The organism is Salmonella sp. NW1250 (assembly GCF_051812965.1).
GTDB classification, from domain to species: Bacteria; Pseudomonadota; Gammaproteobacteria; order Enterobacterales; family Enterobacteriaceae; genus Salmonella; species Salmonella enterica.
The window spans coordinates 135,305-154,670 of record NZ_JAMNDD010000005.1; the positions used below are offsets into that span (position 1 = coordinate 135,305).

A 19,366-nucleotide genomic window follows, 5' to 3' on the forward strand; every position below is an offset into this window, starting at 1 on the left:
AATGTGTGAAATGTGATATTATAACATTCTATCACTTCTGCAAGCCTAAAATTAACATGACAAGTTTAGTTTCACTGGAAAACGTCTCGGTCTCATTTGGTCAACGCCGCGTCCTCTCTGACGTGTCGCTTGAATTGAGCCCCGGAAAAATTTTAACGCTTCTCGGCCCTAACGGCGCGGGGAAGTCAACGCTTGTACGCGTGGTTTTAGGACTGGTAGCCCCTGATGAAGGGGTGATCAAGCGCAACGGGCAACTCCGTATCGGCTATGTCCCGCAAAAGCTCTATCTCGATACCACGCTTCCGCTGACGGTAAACCGATTTTTACGTTTACGTCCCGGCACGCAAAAAACGGATATTCTCCCGGCGCTTAAACGCGTTCAGGCCGGACATTTGATTGACGCGCCCATGCAAAAACTCTCCGGCGGTGAGACACAGCGCGTACTGCTGGCGCGTGCTCTGCTTAACAGGCCGCAGTTGCTGGTACTTGATGAGCCGACGCAAGGCGTGGATGTCAACGGCCAGGTCGCGTTATACGACCTTATCGATCAGCTGCGCCGTGAACTCGATTGCGCCGTGCTGATGGTGTCGCATGATCTACATCTGGTCATGGCAAAGACGGATGAAGTGTTATGCCTGAACCATCATATTTGCTGTTCCGGCGCGCCGGAAGTGGTGTCTATGCATCCGGAATTTATCTCTATGTTTGGCCCGCGAGGCGCGGAGCAATTAGGGATTTATCGCCATCATCATAATCATCGCCACGATTTACAGGGTCGTATTGTACTGCGCCGGGGAAATGGTCACTCATGATTGAATTATTACTGCCCGGCTGGCTGGCCGGGATGATGCTGGCCTGCGCCGCTGGTCCTTTGGGCTCATTTGTGGTCTGGCGTCGGATGTCCTATTTTGGCGATACGCTGGCTCACGCGTCGCTTCTGGGCGTGGCGTTTGGCCTGTTGCTGGACGTTAACCCCTTTTATGCGGTAATCGCCGTTACGCTGCTGCTGGCCGCCGGTCTGGTATGGCTGGAGAAACGCCCTCACCTCGCGATTGATACCTTACTGGGCATTATGGCGCACAGCGCCTTATCTTTAGGACTGGTCGTGGTCAGCCTGATGTCCAACGTCCGCGTTGATTTAATGGCTTATCTGTTTGGCGATTTGCTGGCCGTCACGCCGGAAGATCTTATCTCGATCGCTATTGGGGTCGTTATTGTGCTGGCCATTCTCTTCTGGCAGTGGCGCAACTTGCTGTCAATGACTATCAGTCCGGATCTTGCCTTTGTCGATGGCGTGAAGTTACAGCGCGTGAAGCTGCTATTGATGCTGGTAACGGCGTTAACTATCGGCGTGGCGATGAAGTTTGTCGGAGCGCTGATCATTACGTCGCTACTGATTATCCCCGCCGCAACCGCGCGTCGCTTTGCCCGTACGCCGGAGCAGATGGCGGGCGTCGCCGTTGGTGTAGGTATGATAGCGGTTACAGGTGGACTGACCTTCTCAGCCTTTTATGATACCCCGGCAGGGCCATCCGTAGTGCTGTGTGCCGCGCTGCTGTTTATCTTCAGTATGATGAAAAAGCAGGCAAGCTAAGCGTGTGTTGCCCGGTGGCGCTGCGCTTACCGGGCCTACAAAATTGCCCAGGTCTGATGAGCGCAGCGACTTCAGGCGCTAAGGCATCTCTGGCGGCGTGATCCCGAAATGGTTCCAGGCGCGCACCGTTGCCATACGCCCACGCGGCGTGCGCTGCAAAAAGCCTTGCTGAATCAGATACGGCTCCAGCACATCCTCAATGGTTTCACGCTCTTCGCCAATCGCCGCTGCCAGGTTATCCAGTCCCACCGGACCACCGAAGAATTTATCAATAACCGCCAGCAGCAGCTTGCGATCCATATAGTCAAACCCTTCCGCATCGACGTTCAGCATATCCAGCGCCTGCGCGGCAATTTCCGCTGAAATAGCCCCGTCATGCTTCACCTCGGCGAAATCACGCACACGTCTGAGCAGGCGGTTGGCTATACGCGGCGTACCGCGCGCCCGACGCGCCACTTCCAGCGCGCCGTCATCGCTCATCTCAAGCCCCATGTGCCTTGCGCTGCGCCCGACGATGTGCTGCAGATCGGGCACCTGGTAGAACTCCAGGCGCTGCACAATACCAAAACGGTCGCGTAGCGGCGAGGTCAGCGAACCTGCTCGCGTCGTCGCGCCAATGAGCGTAAACGGCGGCAGATCGATCTTAATTGAACGTGCAGCAGGCCCTTCGCCAATCATAATATCCAACTGGTAATCTTCCATCGCCGGATAGAGTACTTCTTCCACCACCGGTGAAAGCCGGTGAATCTCATCAATAAACAGCACATCATGCGGTTCAAGATTGGTGAGCATAGCCGCCAGATCGCCTGCTTTTTCCAGCACCGGGCCGGACGTGGTTCGGAGATTGACGCCCATTTCATTGGCAACGATATTCGCCAGAGTCGTTTTACCTAACCCTGGCGGGCCGAAAATCAGCAAGTGATCTAGTGCGTCGCCACGCCGTTTTGCCGCCTGAATAAAGATCTCCATCTGGGAGCGCACCTGCGGTTGGCCGACATATTCCGCCAATAGCTTCGGGCGAATGGCGCGATCGGCGACGTCTTCTGCGATCGTGGCGCCTGCTGAAATCAGGCGATCTGCTTCTATCATCCTTTACCTCATAACGCGGCGCGTAACGCGTCGCGAATCAGTGTTTCACTGCTTGCATCCGGACGGGCGATCTTGCTTACCATCCGACTGGCTTCTTGCGGTTTATAACCCAGCGCCACCAGCGCAGCAACTGCTTCTTGTTCTGCATCTTCCGAGGTTGGGCTGGCCGGCGATGTCAATACCAAGTCGACCGCTGGCGTAAAGAGATCGCCATGTAGCCCTTTAAAGCGGTCTTTCATTTCGACAATCAGCCTTTCGGCGGTTTTCTTGCCGATACCCGGCAGCTTCACCAGTGCGCCAAGCTCTTCGCGCTCAACCGCATTCACAAACTGCTGCGCCGACATGCCGGAGAGAATCGCCAGCGCCAGCTTAGGCCCGACGCCATTCGTTTTAATTAGCTCTTTAAACAGCGTGCGCTCTTGCTTATTGTTGAATCCGTACAGCAACTGCGCATCTTCACGCACCACAAAGTGGGTGAAGACGATTGCCTCCTGCCCGGCCTCCGGCAGCTCGTAAAAGCAGGTCATAGGCATATGTACTTCATAGCCTACGCCCCCTGTCTCCAGCAGCACGATCGGGGGTTGTTTTTCGAGAATAATGCCTCTGAGTCTGCCTATCACATGACGCTCCTGCGTAAAGGGCTGAAAAGATAATGCACTATCATAAAAAAAGACTGGATGTTTATCCAGATGAAAAACACGTTATTCGCCTATCTCAATGGCCTTCCCTTCGAATCGGTCGCGCAACACCACCGGGTGCCGCCGCGCCCCATGATGTGGAGATATAATAAGTGTCTATAATAAATATAATTCAATAACATTTTCTGTAAGAATAATAAATAAAAAGTCCAGATACGCATTATCACTATAGCTTGAATTTCCTCCGGTGAAAGCACATCCTTTATAAACATTTTTAATCATCTTGTTATTTAATCATTCAGGACAGAAATTCAATGTTATTGAAAAATATTGTCATAGGTGCATTAATGGCTATTCCTGCGCTGGCGTCAGCTAATAGCCTCACGGAAACACGGGAAAGAATGGCCATTGAGCAACAAGCTATCGCCTATACTGTCAGCCAAAAGTGGGACAAGCTGGACGCTATGTTTCAGGAATACAATACCGGATTCCCGACAACCAGCGGCGGAACTCATAAACTGGTTATCGCATGGGGAGGGATCTATAATCTTTTTTCAGTAGATGTTTCCGACAATGGTATTTCTGGCGTGGCAAAAGAGTGGCTTAAAGCAAACCCCAAATCCACGGGTGCAAGGCTGCTGCAAGCAATGGTTTTTGATGCTAAAGCCGTGAATTTACGCGGTGAAGGTGCGGCCAGCACGGTGGACTCTGATATATGGCCGAAATATAAGAAGCTGATGATTCAGGAAAAAGAGTATCTGTTAAAGAACAAAGATATTGCCGACAAAGATGTGACCTGGTATCAGGAAATGGAAATGGTCGCACGCAATCTTGAGGATAAAGAGCTGCTCTATAGCACTTTGGAAGAAGCCAGCAAAAAATATCCCGCCTATCAAAATATTTATATCGAGGCCATGGTCGCTCGTTTGCCTAAATGGGGTGGTTCTCCGGAAGAAGTCGAAAAAATCGCCAGAATGGCCGCAGAAAAAAACAAAGATCAATCGGGACTTTCTTACTACGCTTATATCTGGAGTAATGCAATCCATTACCAACCTAAATTAATGGCTTTACTGAATAAACGTCAGATTGTCTCCTGGGACGATATGCTGCAAGGTTGGAGAGATCGCTACAAACAGTTTCCATCAACCCGCACGCTTAATAATATTCTGATAAGCTCCTGCATTGCCCGCGATAAAGACTCCTTTGTGAAAGCAGATAAAATGATTCAAGGGGAAACGGAGCGGGATACCTGGCCACAAGGGTTAAATTATCGGGAATGCCAGCAGTCCTTCCAATAATTGCCAGATTACCATCACAGTTTAATGCACAGCATTAATTGAATTAAGCCGCCTCAGCCGTTATATGCAGAAGTGGTTTAATGGAAAATGTCCTTCAACCTCTGGACCATGAACGAGATAAACGGTACCGTTGTTAATCACTTCCTTACCCTTTACAAGAATAATAATCAGCGATTGATGAACAGTACAAACTCGATATTTTTTTGCATTGCAACCTAACCTTTTGCACTTTCGCCTCCTGCTCCCCCTGGCGCTGAATATAACGCAGAGTCAGCCAAATATTTGCGCCAACCACTCTTGCCAGATCACACCTCAAATGCCTATTAAAAACAAAAGCAATAAGCATGAAGAGAAACACAACCAGACAATAACATAGACTCAAAAAAATATATGGCGATACAAACAATTATGTAATATGGAAAGGACAGTCCACTTATTCCCTGCGTTCGTCTATCTTCCCTTTCACTTTCACCTCTGGAAAGAGGTAAAAACATTATCACCGTAAATTATAATATTTATGATGGATATTTATTGATAATAATATCTTGTCATTATGTGAGTATAATGCTAATTATCCAATAGCGTAAAATAAAGGATATTATTTTAGGTAATAATGGAACGTGAACATGAAAAAACATTATTCTGTCCAATATGAAACCGGAGATATCGTCTTTACCTGTATAGGTGCCGCGCTTTTCGGCCAGATATCCACCGCTTCACAGTGCTGGAGCAACCATGTTGGGATTATTATTGGTCATAATGGTGATGACTATCTGGTGGCGGAAAGTCGCGTCCCCCTCTCAACCGTCACCACGCTGTCACTGTTTATACAACGTTCAGCCGGACAACGTTACGCCGTTCGCCGTCTGCGCGGCGGCCTGACGGTCGAGCAGAAACTCGCCATCATGGAGCAGGTTCCCACCCGGCTGAATAAGTTTTATCACACGGGGTTTAAATACGAGTCATCGCGCCAGTTCTGCTCGAAATTTGTGTTTGATATCTATAAAGAAGCATTGTGTATTCCGGTAGGCGATATTGAGACATTCGAAGAATTACTTCACAGCAATCCTGATGCGAAACTCGCCTTCTGGAAGTTCTGGTTTTTAGGTTCAATCCCGTGGGATCGTAAGACGGTGACGCCCGCCAGCCTGTGGCAACATCCCAATTTAGAATTAATTAGCGCCTGTGGAATTGAACCCCCTCAACGCGAGGCTGAGGGAGAATGATTTAGCGCAACCTTCCCCGCGCCAGATTGAGTCGGTTCTCGCTCATTTGCATCGCGTTCTGGCTAACGTGGCAATGCGTAATGGCGATAGCCAGCGCATCTGCGGCATCGGCCTGCGGGTTAGCGGGGAGCTTTAGCAACGTGCGCACCATATGCTGAACCTGGCTTTTCTCCGCGCTACCAATACCGACGACGGTTTGCTTCACCTGACGCGCCGCGTATTCAAACACGGGCAGTTCCTGATTGACCGCGGCGACAATCGCGACGCCGCGCGCCTGTCCCAGCTTGAGGGCTGAATCGGCGTTCTTCGCCATAAACACCTGTTCGATAGCAAAATAGTCCGGCTGGAACTGCGTGATGATTTCCGTCACGCCTGCGTATATGAGCTTCAAACGAGACGGCAAATCATCGACTTTGGTACGAATACATCCGCTGCCCAGATAGGTCAGTTGTCTGCCTACCTGGCGAATAACGCCATAACCGGTAATGCGCGAGCCGGGGTCAATACCGAGAATAATCGACACGCTATCCCCCCTGCCCGCCGGCGTTTAACAGCACCATTACAGGGTCGCCGCCACCTCATCAGAGATCTCACCGTTATGGTAGACTTCCTGGACATCGTCACAGTCTTCCAGCATATCGATCAGACGTAGCAGTTTCGGCGCGGTTTCCGCATCCATATCCGCTTTGGTTGACGGGATCATGGACACTTCGGCGCTGTCCGCTTTCAGACCCGCCGCTTCCAGCGCGTCACGCACTTTGCCCATCTCTTCCCAGGCAGTGTAAACATCAATCGCGCCATCATCATAGGTCACAACATCTTCCGCGCCAGCTTCCAGAGCGGCTTCCATGATGGTGTCTTCATCGCCTTTCTCAAAGGAGATGACCCCTTTCTTACTGAACAGGTACGCCACTGAGCCATCGGTACCCAGATTACCGCCGCACTTGCTGAAAGCATGACGCACTTCCGCTACGGTACGGTTACGGTTGTCACTCAGACACTCAATCATAATGGCCGTGCCGCCAGGACCATAACCTTCATAGATGATGGTTTCCATGTTTGAGTCTTCATCACCACCCACACCGCGAGCGATGGCACGGTTCAGAGTGTCGCGGGTCATGTTGTTGGCCAGCGCTTTATCTACGGCCGCGCGCAGACGCGGGTTGGCATCCGGATCGCCGCCGCCCAATTTAGCTGCCGTTACCAGTTCACGAATAATTTTAGTGAAGATTTTACCGCGCTTGGCATCCTGCGCAGCTTTACGATGTCTGGTGTTGGCCCATTTACTATGACCTGCCATAAATATTTCCTCAAAAAAAGCGCGCCTTTTCAGGCGACGTTAATGACAAACTCTTCAATCGCTTGCCGGTTACTCCAGGACTTGGTAAGCGCCGCCGCGTCAGGCGCATCAAGCCACTGGTACGTCAGATGTTCAGTGAATATCACCTGCCGCTCATGCGGTAACGCAAGGCAGAACCAGAATTCTGTATTGTGCATGACGCCCGGCGCATAGCGATGACGTAAATGTGAAAAAATTTCGAACTCCACCGTACGCTGGCAGTCGATTAAGGTCAGTTGCTCTGCCGCAACATCAATCGTGACCTCCTCTTTGACTTCACGTACGGCGGCCTGCAACGCGGTCTCCCCTTCTTCTATGCTGCCAGTCACTGACTGCCAAAAATCCGGGTCATCGCGTCGCTGCAACATTAGCACCCGTTTCGTATCCTGCGCGAAAATAACCACCAGGACCGAAACGGGGCGCTTGTACACTTTATCCTTCACGCGACCTCGTTGTTGGCTGTTGGGTGACGGATGAGACTCGCCCCTGCGGGCCGCCGCGATATCACGCGAATGATGTCGTGTACATTGTTCATATCAGTTATTCTCGGCTTTCTTTACAACCTGAATCCCCAACTCCGTCAACGCTGCCTGGTTGGCGAAACTCGGCGCTTCGGTCATCAGACACGCGGCGGCGGTCGTTTTCGGGAAGGCGATAACATCACGAATATTATCGGTGCCGGTCAACAGCATGGTCAGACGGTCCAGACCAAACGCCAGGCCCGCATGCGGCGGCGTACCGTATTTCAACGCATCCAACAGGAAGCCGAACTTCTCGCGCTGCTCCTGCTCATTGATACCGAGAATACCAAATACGGTTTGCTGCATTTCACCGTTGTGAATACGCACCGAACCGCCGCCCACTTCATAGCCGTTAATCACCATATCGTAAGCGTTAGCGACGGCTTCTTCCGGCGCAGTTTTCAGTTCAGACGCCGTCATATCACGCGGGGCGGTGAACGGATGGTGCATCGCGGTCAGACCGCCTTCGCCGTCGTCTTCGAACATCGGGAAGTCAATCACCCACAGCGGCGCCCATTTGTCTTCGTCGGTCAGGCTCAGGTCTTTGCCCAGTTTCAGACGCAACGCGCCCAGCGCATCGGCAACCACTTTTTTGTTATCTGCGCCGAAGAAGATCATGTCGCCGTCCTGCGCGCCGGTACGTTCAAGGATAGCGTCGACAATGTCGGCGGTCAGGAACTTGGCCACCGGACTGTTAATCCCGTCCAGACCTTTCGCGCGCTCGTTAACTTTGATATATGCCAGTCCTTTCGCGCCGTAGATCTTAACAAAGTTACCGTAATCGTCGATCTGCTTACGGCTAAGCTGTGCGCCGCCAGGCACACGCAGCGCTGCCACGCGGCCTTTCGGATCGTTAGCCGGGCCCGCGAAGACCGCGAACTCTACCGATTTCAGCAGGTCAGCGACATCTACCAGCTCCATCGGGTTACGCAGGTCTGGTTTGTCGGAACCGTAACGACGTTCCGCTTCGGCAAACGTCATGACCGGGAAATCCCCCAGATCCACGCCTTTCACTTCCAGCCACAAATGGCGCACCAGCGCTTCCATCACTTCGCGCACCTGTGGCGCGGTCATGAAGGAGGTCTCGACGTCGATCTGAGTAAACTCCGGCTGACGGTCAGCACGTAAGTCTTCATCACGGAAGCATTTGACTATCTGATAGTAACGATCGAAACCGGACATCATCAGGAGCTGTTTGAACAGCTGCGGCGACTGCGGCAACGCATAGAATTTACCTTTGTGCACGCGCGAAGGCACCAGATAGTCGCGCGCGCCTTCCGGCGTGGCTTTGGTCAGCATCGGCGTTTCAATATCAAGGAAACCGTGATCGTCCATAAAACGACGCACCAGGCTGGTAATTTTGGCGCGAGTTTTCAGGCGCTGCGCCATTTCCGGACGACGCAAATCCAGATAGCGGTACTTGAGACGCGCCTCTTCGGTATTAACGTGGTTAGCGTCAAGCGGCAGTGAGTCTGCGCGGTTGATGATAGTGAGAGAGGACGCCAGCACTTCAATTTCGCCGGTCGCCATATCCGCATTGACGTTTTTCGCGTCACGCGCACGCACGGTGCCCGTAACCTGAATGCAGAACTCATTACGCAGTTCAGAGGCCAGCTTTAACGCGTCCGCACGATCCGGATCGAAGAACACCTGCACAATACCTTCGCGGTCGCGCATATCGATAAAGATCAGGCTGCCAAGATCACGACGACGGTTGACCCAACCACACAGAGTCACCTGCTGCCCCACGTGGGACAGACGTAGCTGTCCGCAATATTCTGTACGCATGAGATATCCCTTAACTTAGCCGCAGGCGGATTGTTGCCTGCCATGCAGGCGACGAAGTCGCAGCTTTAGCTGTATGTCACAACTGGATGAAAAAAGGCGGCTATTATACTGGAAATTCTGCCGCACGATAAGAGTCAATCCAGCATGGGAGCGATAACTTGCCCGTTTCATGCGGTATCGACACTTGGTTCATACTGACTGTACCCGGGTTTTTCACGCGGGTATTGCGTATACTCACAAAAATTAACAATATTTGTCGCCGCTTTCCTCTTTAATCGCGCTTAAGGTGTAGTGAAATCCGCTATTTTTAGGAGAGTGATTATCATGCTGAAACTCAACGCGACCACAACCGCCCTGGTGGTTATTGATTTACAGGAAGGAATTCTTCCGTTTGCCGGCGGCCCGTATACGGCAAATGAGGTGGTCGCCCGCGCCGCGCGGCTGGCGGAAAAGTGTCGCGCCAACGGCTCGCCCGTGGTTATGGTACGCGTCGGATGGTCTGATGATTATGCCGAAGCGTTAAAACAGCCGGTGGATGCCGCAACGCCTGCGCACGCGTTGCCGGAAAACTGGTGGACCTGGCCTACGGCATTGGGTAAAAAGGACAGCGATCTGGTAGTGACTAAACGCCAGTGGGGCGCGTTTTACGGCACCGACCTGGAATTACAGCTTCGCCGCCGGAGTATCGACACCATCATATTGTGCGGGATCTCAACCAATATCGGCGTCGAATCCACAGCGCGTAACGCCTGGGAGTTGGGGTTTAACCTTATTATTGCCGAAGATGCCTGTAGCGCCGCCAGCAGTGAGCAGCATCAGAGCAGTATGACGCATATTTTCCCGCGCATTGGCCGGGTACGCAGCGTAGAGGATATTTTAAACGCCTTATGATCTACATTGGCCTGCCGCAATGGTCGCACCCGAAATGGGCGCGGCTCGGCATCACCAGTCTGGAAGAGTATGCCCGCCACTTTAACTGCGTGACGCGGGCATTTTAAAAATCATTAAAGAACGCCCAAGAGCATGTGTTTTCTTTAGTATAATCAATTCATTACTAATCTAGTGCATATAAATTTCGGCAAAGTTCATATGTGCAATAATGTCCCATTCATGCCCCATAATAGATATTTTTGTCCCATCCTTGCCCCATAAATCCACCGCCTACTGTCCATAACTTCTATACTTTCTGTCTGTTGTAAATTTGGAGGTTTCTATGTGCGGACGCTTTGCCCAGTCAATGACGCGTGAAGACTACCTCATTCTTCTCGCTGAAGAAGCAGAACGCAACATCCCATATGATCCTGAACCGATCGGGAGATTCAACGTAGCACCAGGCACCAAAGTTTTGCTACTAAGTGAACGTGATGAAAAATTACATCTCGACCCGGTGCTTTGGGGTTACGCTCCCGGATGGTGGGATAAAGCTCCACTGATTAACGCCCGCGTCGAGACAGCGTCCTCCAGCAGAATGTTTAAGCCACTATGGCAGCATGGCCGAGCTATCTGTTTTGCCGATGGATGGTTCGAGTGGAAGAAGGAAGGCGACAAGAAGCAGCCGTATTTCATTCACAGGAAGGACGGTAAGCCTATCTTCATGGCGGCGATCGGCAGTACACCGTTCGAACGCGGCGATGACGCAGAGGGATTCCTGATTGTCACATCAGCTGCTGATCAAATGCTGGTCGATATTCATGACCGCCGGCCGCTGGTTCTCACACCGGAAGCGGCCCGGGAATGGATGCGCCAAGATATTGGCGGGAAGGAAGCGGAAGACATAGCTATCGACGGCACTGTGCCAGCAGAGAAGTTTATCTGGCACGCTGTTACTGACGCAGTGGGGAATGTTAAAAATCAAGCTTCAAATTTGATAAAGCCTATTAAATAGGCCTTATCTCATGTGCATGATTTAATCAGCGGATCGCATATGATTCATCTTTCTGAATGTTAAACACATCACTAAGGACGCCATCAAGCTCTCCTTGCATATCTCCGACAAAACAAATTTTTGAATTGGCTTCAGCTTTCTTAAGAATGGACTTCACCTTATTTTTTAATGGCGTAGGACCAATTTTAATCTCTTGAATGGTAAGGGTATCATTTGGAGATGGATGATTCATGAGTACTTCTAAAGCAGCCCTACCGACAAGCGAAAAGTGAACATCACCATTTTCGATTTTTCCGCCAGAAAGGCAGCAGTAGTATTTCTTTCTATCGTAATCGACTTCCAGAGCCATAAACATCATATCTGTATCTTCAGAAAGTCCAAGTTGCTCCTGGAGTTCTTTTAGCGTTTCCTCGTTCGGCTTAACACCTCTAATCATACGCGATTTAATAGTTGGCATAAAACACCCTCTTGAAGTAAGTTAATGAATCAATTGAAAAAATAATCCATTAATTTACCATTGAAAGGGTAATTTTACTATTGAGCTATTTCACAATTAGTAAATCCGACCATCGTGTAGTGTAACGAGGGGAAAGCATCTCCCTTTTCATCTGCCATTGCTGCTGGATACCCTGCCCGGCGAAATAGAGCGTTCCCCGTCCTCCTTCAGCATTCAGGCGATCCAGCACACTCATCAACTTCTCACTGCCGGCGCGCGGCGCGTTATCGTCGAACAGGTTTAGTTGCGCGACGCCCTGACTGAAAAAGTCACCCAGCATCACACCCGCTTTCTGGTAGCGATAGCCGTCGCGCCAGATTTTATCCAGGCACTTCACAGCCGCATTGATAATGTCGCGTGAATCCTGCGTGGGGATAAGAACCTTCACTGCGGCGCTATTCCCATAGTAGGGCTCGTTTAGGGCAAAGGGGGAAGTTTTGACGAATGTTGAAATGAAACGACAGTACTGGTGTTCACCGCGGAGTTTTTCTGCCGCGCGCGCAGCGTAGCTGCAAATGGCTTGGCGCATATCCTCATAATCTGTGACCCGCTCGCCGAAGGAGCGGCTACAAACGATTTCCTGCTTTGCCGGCGCAAATTCTTCAAGCTCCAGACATGGCTCTCCGCGAAGCTCTCTCACGGTACGCTCCAGCACGACATTGAAGTGTTTCCTGATGATCCAGGTACTTTGTTCAGAGAGATCGAGAGCAGTTTTGATGCCCAGGGCATTGAGCTTCTTACTGATGCGCCTGCCGACACCCCAGACATCCTCTACGGGTATCAGGGCCAGCAGCCGACGCTGGCGGTCAATGTTCGACAAGTCAACCACCCCGCCGGTCTGGCGCTGCCACTTTTTCGCAGCATGGTTAGCCAGCTTGGCAAGGGTTTTCGTCTGGGCAATGCCTACACCGACAGTCAGGTGCGTGCGCTTCAGGACCGTCGCTCTTATCTCGCGCCCGAAATCTGTCAGATCCCGGCAGCTTCGTACACCAGTCAGATCACAAAAAGCCTCATCAATGCTGTAAATTTCTACCCGCGGCGACATCTCCTCGAGTGTGGTCATTACCCGGTTCGACATATCAGCGTAAAGCTCATAATTACTGCTGAAGCAAACAACGCCAAATTGCTTGAAGCGTTCTTTCTGTTTAAAGTATGGCTCACCCATTGCGATACCGAGCTGCTTCGCCTCGGTGCTGCGCGCAATCACACAACCATCGTTGTTCGACAGTACGACAACCGGACGCCCTCTCAAATCTGGTCTGAATACAGTTTCACAACTGGCGTAAAACGAATTAACATCGCAAAGTGCGAACATGCTCAGCTCACTGCTTTAACGATGAAAGTAACGACGCCGAATACGTCCAGCGTGTCTTCGCTGCCGACGATGATCGGCGAATAAGCGCTGTTCATCGGATTGAGCTGAACTGTAGGTCGCAGCTGCAGGCGTTTAACAGTAAACTCCCCATCCACGGCTGCAATAACAATATCGCCGTGTTCAGCGGTTCGTGAGCTATCCACCACCAGCAGATCACCGTCGTTGATGCCTGCATCAATCATTGAATCACCCGTTGCTTTGACAAAATACGTTGAGCTGGGATGAGAAACGAGCAACTCATTAAGATCGATACGCTGCTCAATGTAGTCTGCCGCGGGACTTGGGAAGCCACACGGTACTAAATAACTGAAAAATGGCAGATAAATAATTTCGCGCAACTCTGTAGGTCTGAAAAATTCCATAATCCATACCCAAATACTGTTTTTATATACAGTAGTTTCATTTGAATATACGCGCAAGATACAGGAATCGCTACGGCTGTTTAATTATTCATCTCTTCGTTTGTAAGTTTCTCTCTCAATTCAAATTATGGGTTTTGTAAATTTTCTGGTGGTATTGCCATATGCGCATATTTAAGCCAGTTTAGAGGCCGGGAACTTTCTGTACAGCGTCGACAGCCCCACATCATAAATAATCGCTACCTGCTGCCGCGGTACGCCTGCCCTAATCAGGCGCCCAGCCTGCGCCCATTGCTCCGGGGTGAGCTTTGGACGCCTGCCACCAATTCGCCCCTGCGCCCTTGCCGCTACCAGCCCGGCGCGGGTTCTTTCCACAATTAATTCACGTTCCATTTCAGCGAGTGCGCCCATGACATGAAAGAAGAAACGCCCCATTGGTGTACTGGTATCGATGGAATCGGTCAGGCTGCGGAAATTAACGCCACGCTCCCGCAGCTCCTCTATCAGAACGACCAGATGACGCATACTGCGACCCAGGCGATCTAACTTCCATACAACCAGCGTGTCCCCTTCTGATAACGTCCTGAGCAACTTTTTCAGTCCGGGCCTTTCGGATTTCGTTCCGCTTATTTTGTCTTCAAAAATCAGTTCACATCCTGCGCAATTTAGCGCGTTTCGCTGTAAATCGGTGTTCTGGTCATTTGTTGACACCCGCACATAGCCAATTTGCACAATAGGCCCCCTCGCAAAAGGCGGGATCATGCCATTTACGACCGTTTTCTGCATTTTCAGAAACGTTGGTTTACGGGAAACCATAAATAGCGCCGCCGGCGCCATGCAAAAATCGCAGAACGGCGATGATATTCCGGACAAAACGCGATTTGCGAGAACTATCGGCGCTGTGACTTCTACCAGCGTTACATTTGGTGAATCGGGATGGTTCAAAATCGCCACTGTTTTCATGCCGCAGGCCACATCTACTGCGGTGATTAAATTGTATGGCGGGTCGGGGTTTAACGTTGGTTCATTTGAGCAATCAACTATCAGTGAACTGGTGCTGCGCGCCGGTAATGGTTCGCCTGTCGGAATTACTGCCACATTATGGAAACGCTCACCTAACGGTGTTCTTGAGTGCGCCTGGATTAACACATCAGGCGACAATTACGACATTTATGTCAGGATCAACCAGTATGCGTATTGGTTAATTGCACAGTACGATTATACCGGTAATGCAAATGTCACACTATATAACGCTCCTGAATATTCAGAAACAAAACCTGCCAACGCTACGAACGGTCAGACATATACGCTGTATAACAGCATGATGAAACCCACTCCCGACGATGTCGGAGCGCTGTCAGTTAATGGAGGGAGGCTAAACGGTCCGTTAGGCATTGGTACTGATAATGCGCTGGGTGGCAATTCGATTGTATTCGGCGATAACGATACCGGGCTTAAACAGAATGGTGACGGGATACTGGATGTGTTTGCGAATAACCAGCACACCGTTCGTGTCGCTCCCGGTGAAATGATAGCTCTGGGAGTTATTCGTGCAGGCAACGGAAAAAAACTGTCACTGACGAGTGCTAATAATTCAGCACTAAATGCCGGGTTTAATTTGTGGGGCGACGGAGGAAACCGCCCAACGGTTATTGAACTTGGCGACGACCAGGGGTGGCATTTGTACAGCCAGCGAAATCCTGATGGCAGTATTCAGTTTGTTGTTAATGGACAGATTATTCCGGATAATTACGGTAATTTCGACGCCCGTTATTTATCATCAGGAAACGTATATACAAAAGGCGAGTCAGATAATCGTTATGTCCAGAATATCCAGCGTGGCGCTCCAGTATGGCCTGGAAAAGTAGATGAATATGGACCAGCAGAAGCACCTGCTGGTTGTTTTTTAACACAGGCCAGACATGACCCAACAACAGCATACGGTGTGACATTTGCGTATCGACCGCTGCAAATGTGGGTTGGTAATGGCTGGCGTACAATTAATGGATAATTTAGGTGAATATAATGGAATTAAAAAACGTTAACCGATACATTCCTGACGACCCGGATTATGATAGCAATTTTCTGTATTTTTGTAGTGAAGATGGTCAGGATTTTTATGAGTCGCTGAGTAAATTCACGAAAAAATATAAGTTGTGCATTGATTCTGAAAATATAATCCGTTCCGTATCAGAAGATGTGTCGCGACTCTATCCAGCTGGCTTTTCAGTTGTTGAGGTCAATAAACTACCAGCCGGATTTAATATCTATGGCGACTGGAAATATTCGAACGGCGCTGTTGTCGCTGTTCCCGTTGATTATCAGGCAAAAGCCGAAACCACCCGACAGAAACTACTGGATGCCGCAAACAGCACCATTGCTGACTGGCGAACCGAACTGGCGTTGGGTGAAATCAGTGATGACGATAAGGCCAGCCTGACTAAATGGATGGCGTATATCAGGGCGCTTAAAACGCTGGATTTGAGCGGCGTGAAAGACGCGGCCACCTTTACTGCAATCAGGTGGCCTGAATTACCACAATAACGACTACTGACTGGCTGGTCTTTCCGGCCAGTCAGGTTTTGATGTGTCCACCCGATTAACCAGAACGCTGTATTCCTCCCATACCTCCAGTCGCTTCTGCTCCTCATCAGTCGCGATACCACGCTTTACTGCACGCGCCAGTGGCGTAATAACGGTCTCGGCTTCTTCAAGTAACTTCAGTTTTTTCACTTCTGCCTGCTGGCGCAGCTCCTCCGATGTATAAACTCGCTTAATTACCTTCTCACCATCAAACACCCAGCCGCCGTATATATCAGCACGTCTGTTTGCTGTGATGTTCGGTAATTCAACGACGCTCAAACCAGATGGGTTTATTGTTGAAACATCTTTGCTGATATTCACAATAACACCGTTCTTGTCATAGGCTATTTTCAGTGTGTCAGCCGCAAAGTTTTTCTGTTCTTCGTACCAGTTCTGTCCGTCCTCCGAGAATAGCCAGATAACGCCGGAACGTTTAGTTAACTGAAATTGCGCCATCGTTTTTGGATTACCCGCAGAAATATTTTTCAAATGCATCATATCTAAATACTCGCAACATTATACCAGACGCCGCCAATGAGTTTTTGCAACGGGCGTCGGTGTACCCCATCAATTAATTCATCGCTATTGCCGTTCGTGACACCTGTGATGACATAGCCTGGTGTGTCGTTGTATCCAGGTCCGTTCCATGCCTGAGCATATTCAATTCCACCAAGCCTGATATCCTGGACAAAACGATTGATAATGGTGTTATTAATCCAGTCATTCAGCCAGCCGCCCCATAGCGAACCGTAAATATTTCCATCAGTGGAGATAGTATTGGCCCCCGCATGAATAGAGCTGGTAGTGAAAATCTCACCATTGACCATAAAACGAATTGAACCATCAGGGTTTCGCTGACTGTAATACTGCCACCCCTGGTCGTCGTCCAGTTCAATCACTGTGGGCCTGTTTGCATCGCCCCATAAATTAAAACGCGCATTTAGCGAGGAGTTATTGTCACTCGTCAGTGATAATTTTCTACCGTCACCCGCGAGTACATCACCCACAACATATAATTTCCCCGGCTGCAAACGAGCCACAAGAGCGTTATTGGCATAAACATCCAGTACCCCGTCGCTATTCTGTTTAAGCCCGGTATCGTTATCGCCGAGCACAATAGAATTACCGCCAAGCGCATTATCCGTACCGATACCCAACGCACCGTTAATGCGACCACCGTTAACTGAAAGCGCCCCCATTTCGTCGGCTGCTGGTTTGTTTACGGTGTTGAAATCGCGTCGCCAGCCCGGAGAGTAACCGTCTCCGTTATTGATATACGTAAACTGAGCGCTGGCAACCCCTCCTCCTGATGTTGTGGTGGGCGTTGTCACCCGAATAGTCATCGCGCCACGCACTCCCATGACCTCAATCACTGCGCCAGCGAGACAGATATTACCGCAGCCAGTATCCGTGATGATTTTGTTATGAGCGTAAGACCAGGAGCCACGACACATCCAGTAAGGGTGATTGAATGCGCCGCAACTCTCCAGCCAGGAGATAAACTCCGCCGTTGTCCACGGATTATCATCACCGCCGATATTAACTGCGCCATCAAACGCTCGCGTGGCGCCGATACGACGTACAAACAAATCCTTGTCCGGAATATCACCGCCGTTCTGCGATTTTTGCATGGCGCCGGCGGCGCTATTTATGGTTTCCCGTAAACCAACGTATTCGATAAGACCGTCAACGCTTTTTCCTGACAGCGCCGTCAGGGTTTCGTCCAGCGGCTGTTTGCCAGCCAGTTTATTCAGTACTGTGGTGGCAAAGTTCGGATCGTTTCCCAACGCGTCAGCCAGTTCCTGCAGGGTGTCCAGTGACTCCGGTACGGAACCAACCAGCGCGGCAATCAGTTTGCGGACAAACTCCGCGTTTGCAGTCTGAAGTCCCTTAGCGTCATCTGGCGGCGTCGGTGTGGTCGGTGTTCCAGTGAATACCGGACTGTCCAGCGGCGCTTTGGTCTGTACCTCGTCCATGACAGCATGGACCGCCTTTGGCGTGGCTGCCAGCGCTTCGCTGTCACTGTCCGTGGCGCTGCTTAACTTAACGATACCTTTTTTCGTCAGGCTGGCATCTTCCAGGGAAATCACGTCCGCGATATCTTCTGCCCGTTTTGCGGCATCTTCTGCTCTGGTGGCTGCTGCTCCGGCAGCAGTACTGCTTTGCGCCGCCAGTGATGCGCTGGTATCAGATGCGGCGGCGTGAGTGGATGCCTCCGATGCTGATGACGAGGCGGCTGTTGCGCTGGCCGCTGCTGTACTTGCTGACGTTGCTGCATTTGTCTCAGATGTTTTCGCTGCGGCTGCCGATGCGGCTGCCGCCTTTTCCGACGCTGCCGCCGCAGTTGCTGACGCACCTGCATCACCGGCACTGGAAGCCGCCTGCGTTTCTGACGTCTTCGCGGCGGTTTCGGATGCTCCGGCGCGCGCTGCTGATGTCTGCGCCGCCGTCGCGCTGGCGGCTGCGGCAGCAGCTGAATCTCCGGCGGCAATACGGGAGGCATCTGCATTCGCTTCAGATGTTTTCGATGCGGCTGCCGATGCGGCTGCCGCCGTTCTGGCTGTGTCAGCCGACGCCGCGCTGGCTGATGCCTCCCCGGCTTTTGTGGTCGCCGTACCTGCGCTGCTCTCCGCAGATGCTGCGGATGAGGCTGCCTGTGTGGCTGATGCTTCTGCCGCTCCGGCTGCATTCACTGCTGCCGTGGCGCTTTCCGCTGCCTGACCTGCTGATGTCTGCGCCTGTTCAGATGCCTGCCCTGCGGCGGTGGCATTCCGCGATGCCTCCGATGCCTGGCGGGCAACTTCTTCCACCATCGCCTCAAAACGCCGCAGCGCCTCCGGGCGGACGTCGTCTTCCGTCATAGCCCCCAGAAAATCATTCAGGGTGCCCGGCTTTGAATCATCGTAAACCGTAATAACTCCGGCATGTGACGGGGGATACCCTTCCACCAGGAGCGTGACAGTGTACTGCCCCTGCTCCACATCCATGCTGTAGCGCCCGGCGTCATCCGGATTTTCCGATGCCACCGTATTCACGACCACCGTCGTACTGGTCCGGCAGGCCTTCAGCTGAATGGTGCAGTTCTGTACCGGCGTTCCCGTAGCATCTTTCAGTACGCCGGAAATAAGTACTGGCATATTACCTCCATAAAAAAGCCCGCCCGCAGGCAGGCTTC

General features: G+C 51.2%; 20 protein-coding genes and 1 pseudogene. 9 read left to right on the plus strand and 12 right to left on the minus strand.

The features are described 5' to 3' along the window. The first annotated feature begins 56 nt into the window (after positions 1-56). The gene (gene znuC, locus NBA72_RS10540) at positions 57-812 is read left to right on the plus strand and encodes a zinc ABC transporter ATP-binding protein ZnuC (RefSeq protein ID WP_000203023.1); all 756 of its coding nucleotides are present in this window, start codon (positions 57-59) and stop codon (positions 810-812) included. Further along, positions 809-1,594 (plus strand): zinc ABC transporter permease subunit ZnuB, encoded by a 786-nt coding sequence (gene znuB, locus NBA72_RS10545; protein ID WP_000571508.1) that lies wholly within the window; start codon positions 809-811, stop codon positions 1,592-1,594. Before znuC ends, znuB begins: the two co-directional genes overlap by 4 nt. 78 nt (positions 1,595-1,672) lie before the next feature. On the opposite strand, the gene ruvB is transcribed toward znuB, so the two are convergent. Beyond that, positions 1,673-2,683: a Holliday junction branch migration DNA helicase RuvB gene (ruvB, locus tag NBA72_RS10550; RefSeq protein WP_000568508.1), complete on the minus strand. Its 1,011-nt coding sequence runs from the start codon at positions 2,681-2,683 to the stop codon at positions 1,673-1,675. Positions 2,684-2,691: 8 nt separating this feature from the next. Further along, the gene (gene ruvA / locus NBA72_RS10555; protein ID WP_000580335.1) at positions 2,692-3,303 is read right to left on the minus strand and encodes a Holliday junction branch migration protein RuvA; all 612 of its coding nucleotides are present in this window, start codon (positions 3,301-3,303) and stop codon (positions 2,692-2,694) included. A 419-nt stretch (positions 3,304-3,722) separates the two neighbouring features. Between ruvA and NBA72_RS10560 the strand changes: the two genes are divergently transcribed. Both NBA72_RS10560 and NBA72_RS10565 read left to right on the plus strand, forming a co-directional pair. Continuing rightward, a complete protein-coding gene (locus tag NBA72_RS10560; protein WP_077917576.1) occupies positions 3,723-4,619 on the plus strand; it encodes a DUF4034 domain-containing protein in 897 nt (298 codons plus the stop codon). Between the two features lie 626 nt (positions 4,620-5,245). Further along, positions 5,246-5,845, plus strand: a complete 600-nt coding sequence (locus tag NBA72_RS10565) for a YebB family permuted papain-like enzyme (protein ID WP_042949709.1) — start codon at positions 5,246-5,248, stop codon at positions 5,843-5,845. Between the two features lies 1 nt (position 5,846). Here the strand turns inward: NBA72_RS10565 and ruvC are convergent, their stop codons facing one another. The 4 genes from ruvC to aspS all read right to left on the minus strand — a co-directional run bounded on the left by ruvC (position 5,847) and on the right by aspS (position 9,493). Continuing rightward, positions 5,847-6,368 (minus strand): crossover junction endodeoxyribonuclease RuvC, encoded by a 522-nt coding sequence (gene ruvC / locus NBA72_RS10570; RefSeq protein ID WP_023203216.1) that lies wholly within the window; start codon positions 6,366-6,368, stop codon positions 5,847-5,849. A 36-nt stretch (positions 6,369-6,404) separates the two neighbouring features. Beyond that, complete coding sequence (locus tag NBA72_RS10575) at positions 6,405-7,145, minus strand: YebC/PmpR family DNA-binding transcriptional regulator (RefSeq protein WP_000907242.1); 741 nt, start codon at positions 7,143-7,145, stop codon at positions 6,405-6,407. A gap of 29 nt (positions 7,146-7,174) precedes the next feature. Continuing rightward, positions 7,175-7,627, minus strand: a complete 453-nt coding sequence (nudB, locus tag NBA72_RS10580; protein WP_000653693.1) for a dihydroneopterin triphosphate diphosphatase — start codon at positions 7,625-7,627, stop codon at positions 7,175-7,177. 93 nt (positions 7,628-7,720) lie between these two features. Then, the gene (gene aspS / locus NBA72_RS10585) at positions 7,721-9,493 is read right to left on the minus strand and encodes an aspartate--tRNA ligase (protein ID WP_001258629.1); all 1,773 of its coding nucleotides are present in this window, start codon (positions 9,491-9,493) and stop codon (positions 7,721-7,723) included. Positions 9,494-9,817: 324 nt separating this feature from the next. Here aspS and NBA72_RS10590 point away from each other — a divergent pair, with 324 nt between their 5' ends. The 3 genes and pseudogenes from NBA72_RS10590 (at position 9,818) to NBA72_RS10600 (ending at position 11,378) form a co-directional block, all read left to right on the plus strand. Beyond that, positions 9,818-10,384, plus strand: coding sequence for a hydrolase (locus NBA72_RS10590; protein WP_024797679.1), 567 nt, complete (start codon positions 9,818-9,820; stop codon positions 10,382-10,384). Then, positions 10,381-10,476 (plus strand): annotated as a pseudogene (locus NBA72_RS10595) (hypothetical protein); the annotation flags it as partial. The gene NBA72_RS10590 and the pseudogene NBA72_RS10595, both read left to right, overlap by 4 nt. A 230-nt stretch (positions 10,477-10,706) precedes the next feature. Beyond that, positions 10,707-11,378 (plus strand): SOS response-associated peptidase, encoded by a 672-nt coding sequence (locus NBA72_RS10600; protein ID WP_023223468.1) that lies wholly within the window; start codon positions 10,707-10,709, stop codon positions 11,376-11,378. Between the two features lie 25 nt (positions 11,379-11,403). Here the strand turns inward: NBA72_RS10600 and NBA72_RS10605 are convergent, their stop codons facing one another. The 4 genes from NBA72_RS10605 to NBA72_RS10620 form a co-directional block, all read right to left on the minus strand. Beyond that, positions 11,404-11,835 carry a hypothetical protein gene (locus NBA72_RS10605; protein WP_023223469.1) on the minus strand — a complete coding sequence of 144 codons (432 nt, stop codon included), beginning with the start codon at positions 11,833-11,835 and terminating at the stop codon, positions 11,404-11,406. A gap of 85 nt (positions 11,836-11,920) precedes the next feature. Further along, complete coding sequence (locus tag NBA72_RS10610; protein ID WP_023223470.1) at positions 11,921-13,189, minus strand: Y-family DNA polymerase; 1,269 nt, start codon at positions 13,187-13,189, stop codon at positions 11,921-11,923. A gap of 2 nt (positions 13,190-13,191) precedes the next feature. Beyond that, entirely contained in the window at positions 13,192-13,611 is a 420-nt protein-coding gene (locus NBA72_RS10615; protein WP_023223471.1) for a translesion error-prone DNA polymerase V autoproteolytic subunit, read from the minus strand. 171 nt (positions 13,612-13,782) lie between these two features. Continuing rightward, positions 13,783-14,370 carry a recombinase family protein gene (locus NBA72_RS10620; RefSeq protein WP_202923814.1) on the minus strand — a complete coding sequence of 196 codons (588 nt, stop codon included), beginning with the start codon at positions 14,368-14,370 and terminating at the stop codon, positions 13,783-13,785. On the opposite strand from NBA72_RS10620, the gene NBA72_RS10625 reads away from it, so the two are divergent. Next, positions 14,369-15,619 carry a phage tail protein gene (locus tag NBA72_RS10625; RefSeq protein WP_075995157.1) on the plus strand — a complete coding sequence of 417 codons (1,251 nt, stop codon included), beginning with the start codon at positions 14,369-14,371 and terminating at the stop codon, positions 15,617-15,619. The genes NBA72_RS10620 and NBA72_RS10625 overlap by 2 nt on opposite strands. 14 nt (positions 15,620-15,633) lie before the next feature. After that, positions 15,634-16,152, plus strand: coding sequence for a tail fiber assembly protein (locus tag NBA72_RS10630; protein ID WP_023223579.1), 519 nt, complete (start codon positions 15,634-15,636; stop codon positions 16,150-16,152). 3 nt (positions 16,153-16,155) lie between these two features. Here the strand turns inward: NBA72_RS10630 and NBA72_RS10635 are convergent, their stop codons facing one another. Both NBA72_RS10635 and NBA72_RS10640 read right to left on the minus strand, forming a co-directional pair. Beyond that, a complete protein-coding gene (locus tag NBA72_RS10635) occupies positions 16,156-16,689 on the minus strand; it encodes a tail fiber assembly protein (protein WP_023223580.1) in 534 nt (177 codons plus the stop codon). 2 nt (positions 16,690-16,691) lie between these two features. After that, complete coding sequence (locus NBA72_RS10640; protein ID WP_079984894.1) at positions 16,692-19,328, minus strand: prophage tail fiber N-terminal domain-containing protein; 2,637 nt, start codon at positions 19,326-19,328, stop codon at positions 16,692-16,694. Between the last annotated feature and the right edge of the window lie 38 nt (positions 19,329-19,366).

Coding starts and splice junctions, on each gene's coding strand:
- ruvB (WP_000568508.1), bottom strand. CDS start 2,683: ATGATAGAAGCAGATCGCCTGATTTCAGCAGGCGCCACGATCGCAGAA.
- NBA72_RS10635 (WP_023223580.1), bottom strand. CDS start 16,689: ATGATGCATTTGAAAAATATTTCTGCGGGTAATCCAAAAACGATGGCG.
- NBA72_RS10625 (WP_075995157.1), top strand. CDS start 14,369: ATGCCATTTACGACCGTTTTCTGCATTTTCAGAAACGTTGGTTTACGG.
- NBA72_RS10615 (WP_023223471.1), bottom strand. CDS start 13,611: ATGGAATTTTTCAGACCTACAGAGTTGCGCGAAATTATTTATCTGCCA.
- NBA72_RS10600 (WP_023223468.1), top strand. CDS start 10,707: ATGTGCGGACGCTTTGCCCAGTCAATGACGCGTGAAGACTACCTCATT.
- znuC (WP_000203023.1), top strand. CDS start 57: ATGACAAGTTTAGTTTCACTGGAAAACGTCTCGGTCTCATTTGGTCAA.
- NBA72_RS10610 (WP_023223470.1), bottom strand. CDS start 13,189: ATGTTCGCACTTTGCGATGTTAATTCGTTTTACGCCAGTTGTGAAACT.
- NBA72_RS10630 (WP_023223579.1), top strand. CDS start 15,634: ATGGAATTAAAAAACGTTAACCGATACATTCCTGACGACCCGGATTAT.
- NBA72_RS10590 (WP_024797679.1), top strand. CDS start 9,818: ATGCTGAAACTCAACGCGACCACAACCGCCCTGGTGGTTATTGATTTA.
- NBA72_RS10605 (WP_023223469.1), bottom strand. CDS start 11,835: ATGCCAACTATTAAATCGCGTATGATTAGAGGTGTTAAGCCGAACGAG.
- aspS (WP_001258629.1), bottom strand. CDS start 9,493: ATGCGTACAGAATATTGCGGACAGCTACGTCTGTCCCACGTGGGGCAG.
- NBA72_RS10575 (WP_000907242.1), bottom strand. CDS start 7,145: ATGGCAGGTCATAGTAAATGGGCCAACACCAGACATCGTAAAGCTGCG.
- znuB (WP_000571508.1), top strand. CDS start 809: ATGATTGAATTATTACTGCCCGGCTGGCTGGCCGGGATGATGCTGGCC.
- NBA72_RS10565 (WP_042949709.1), top strand. CDS start 5,246: ATGAAAAAACATTATTCTGTCCAATATGAAACCGGAGATATCGTCTTT.
- NBA72_RS10640 (WP_079984894.1), bottom strand. CDS start 19,328: ATGCCAGTACTTATTTCCGGCGTACTGAAAGATGCTACGGGAACGCCG.
- NBA72_RS10560 (WP_077917576.1), top strand. CDS start 3,723: ATGGCCATTGAGCAACAAGCTATCGCCTATACTGTCAGCCAAAAGTGG.
- NBA72_RS10620 (WP_202923814.1), bottom strand. CDS start 14,370: ATGATCCCGCCTTTTGCGAGGGGGCCTATTGTGCAAATTGGCTATGTG.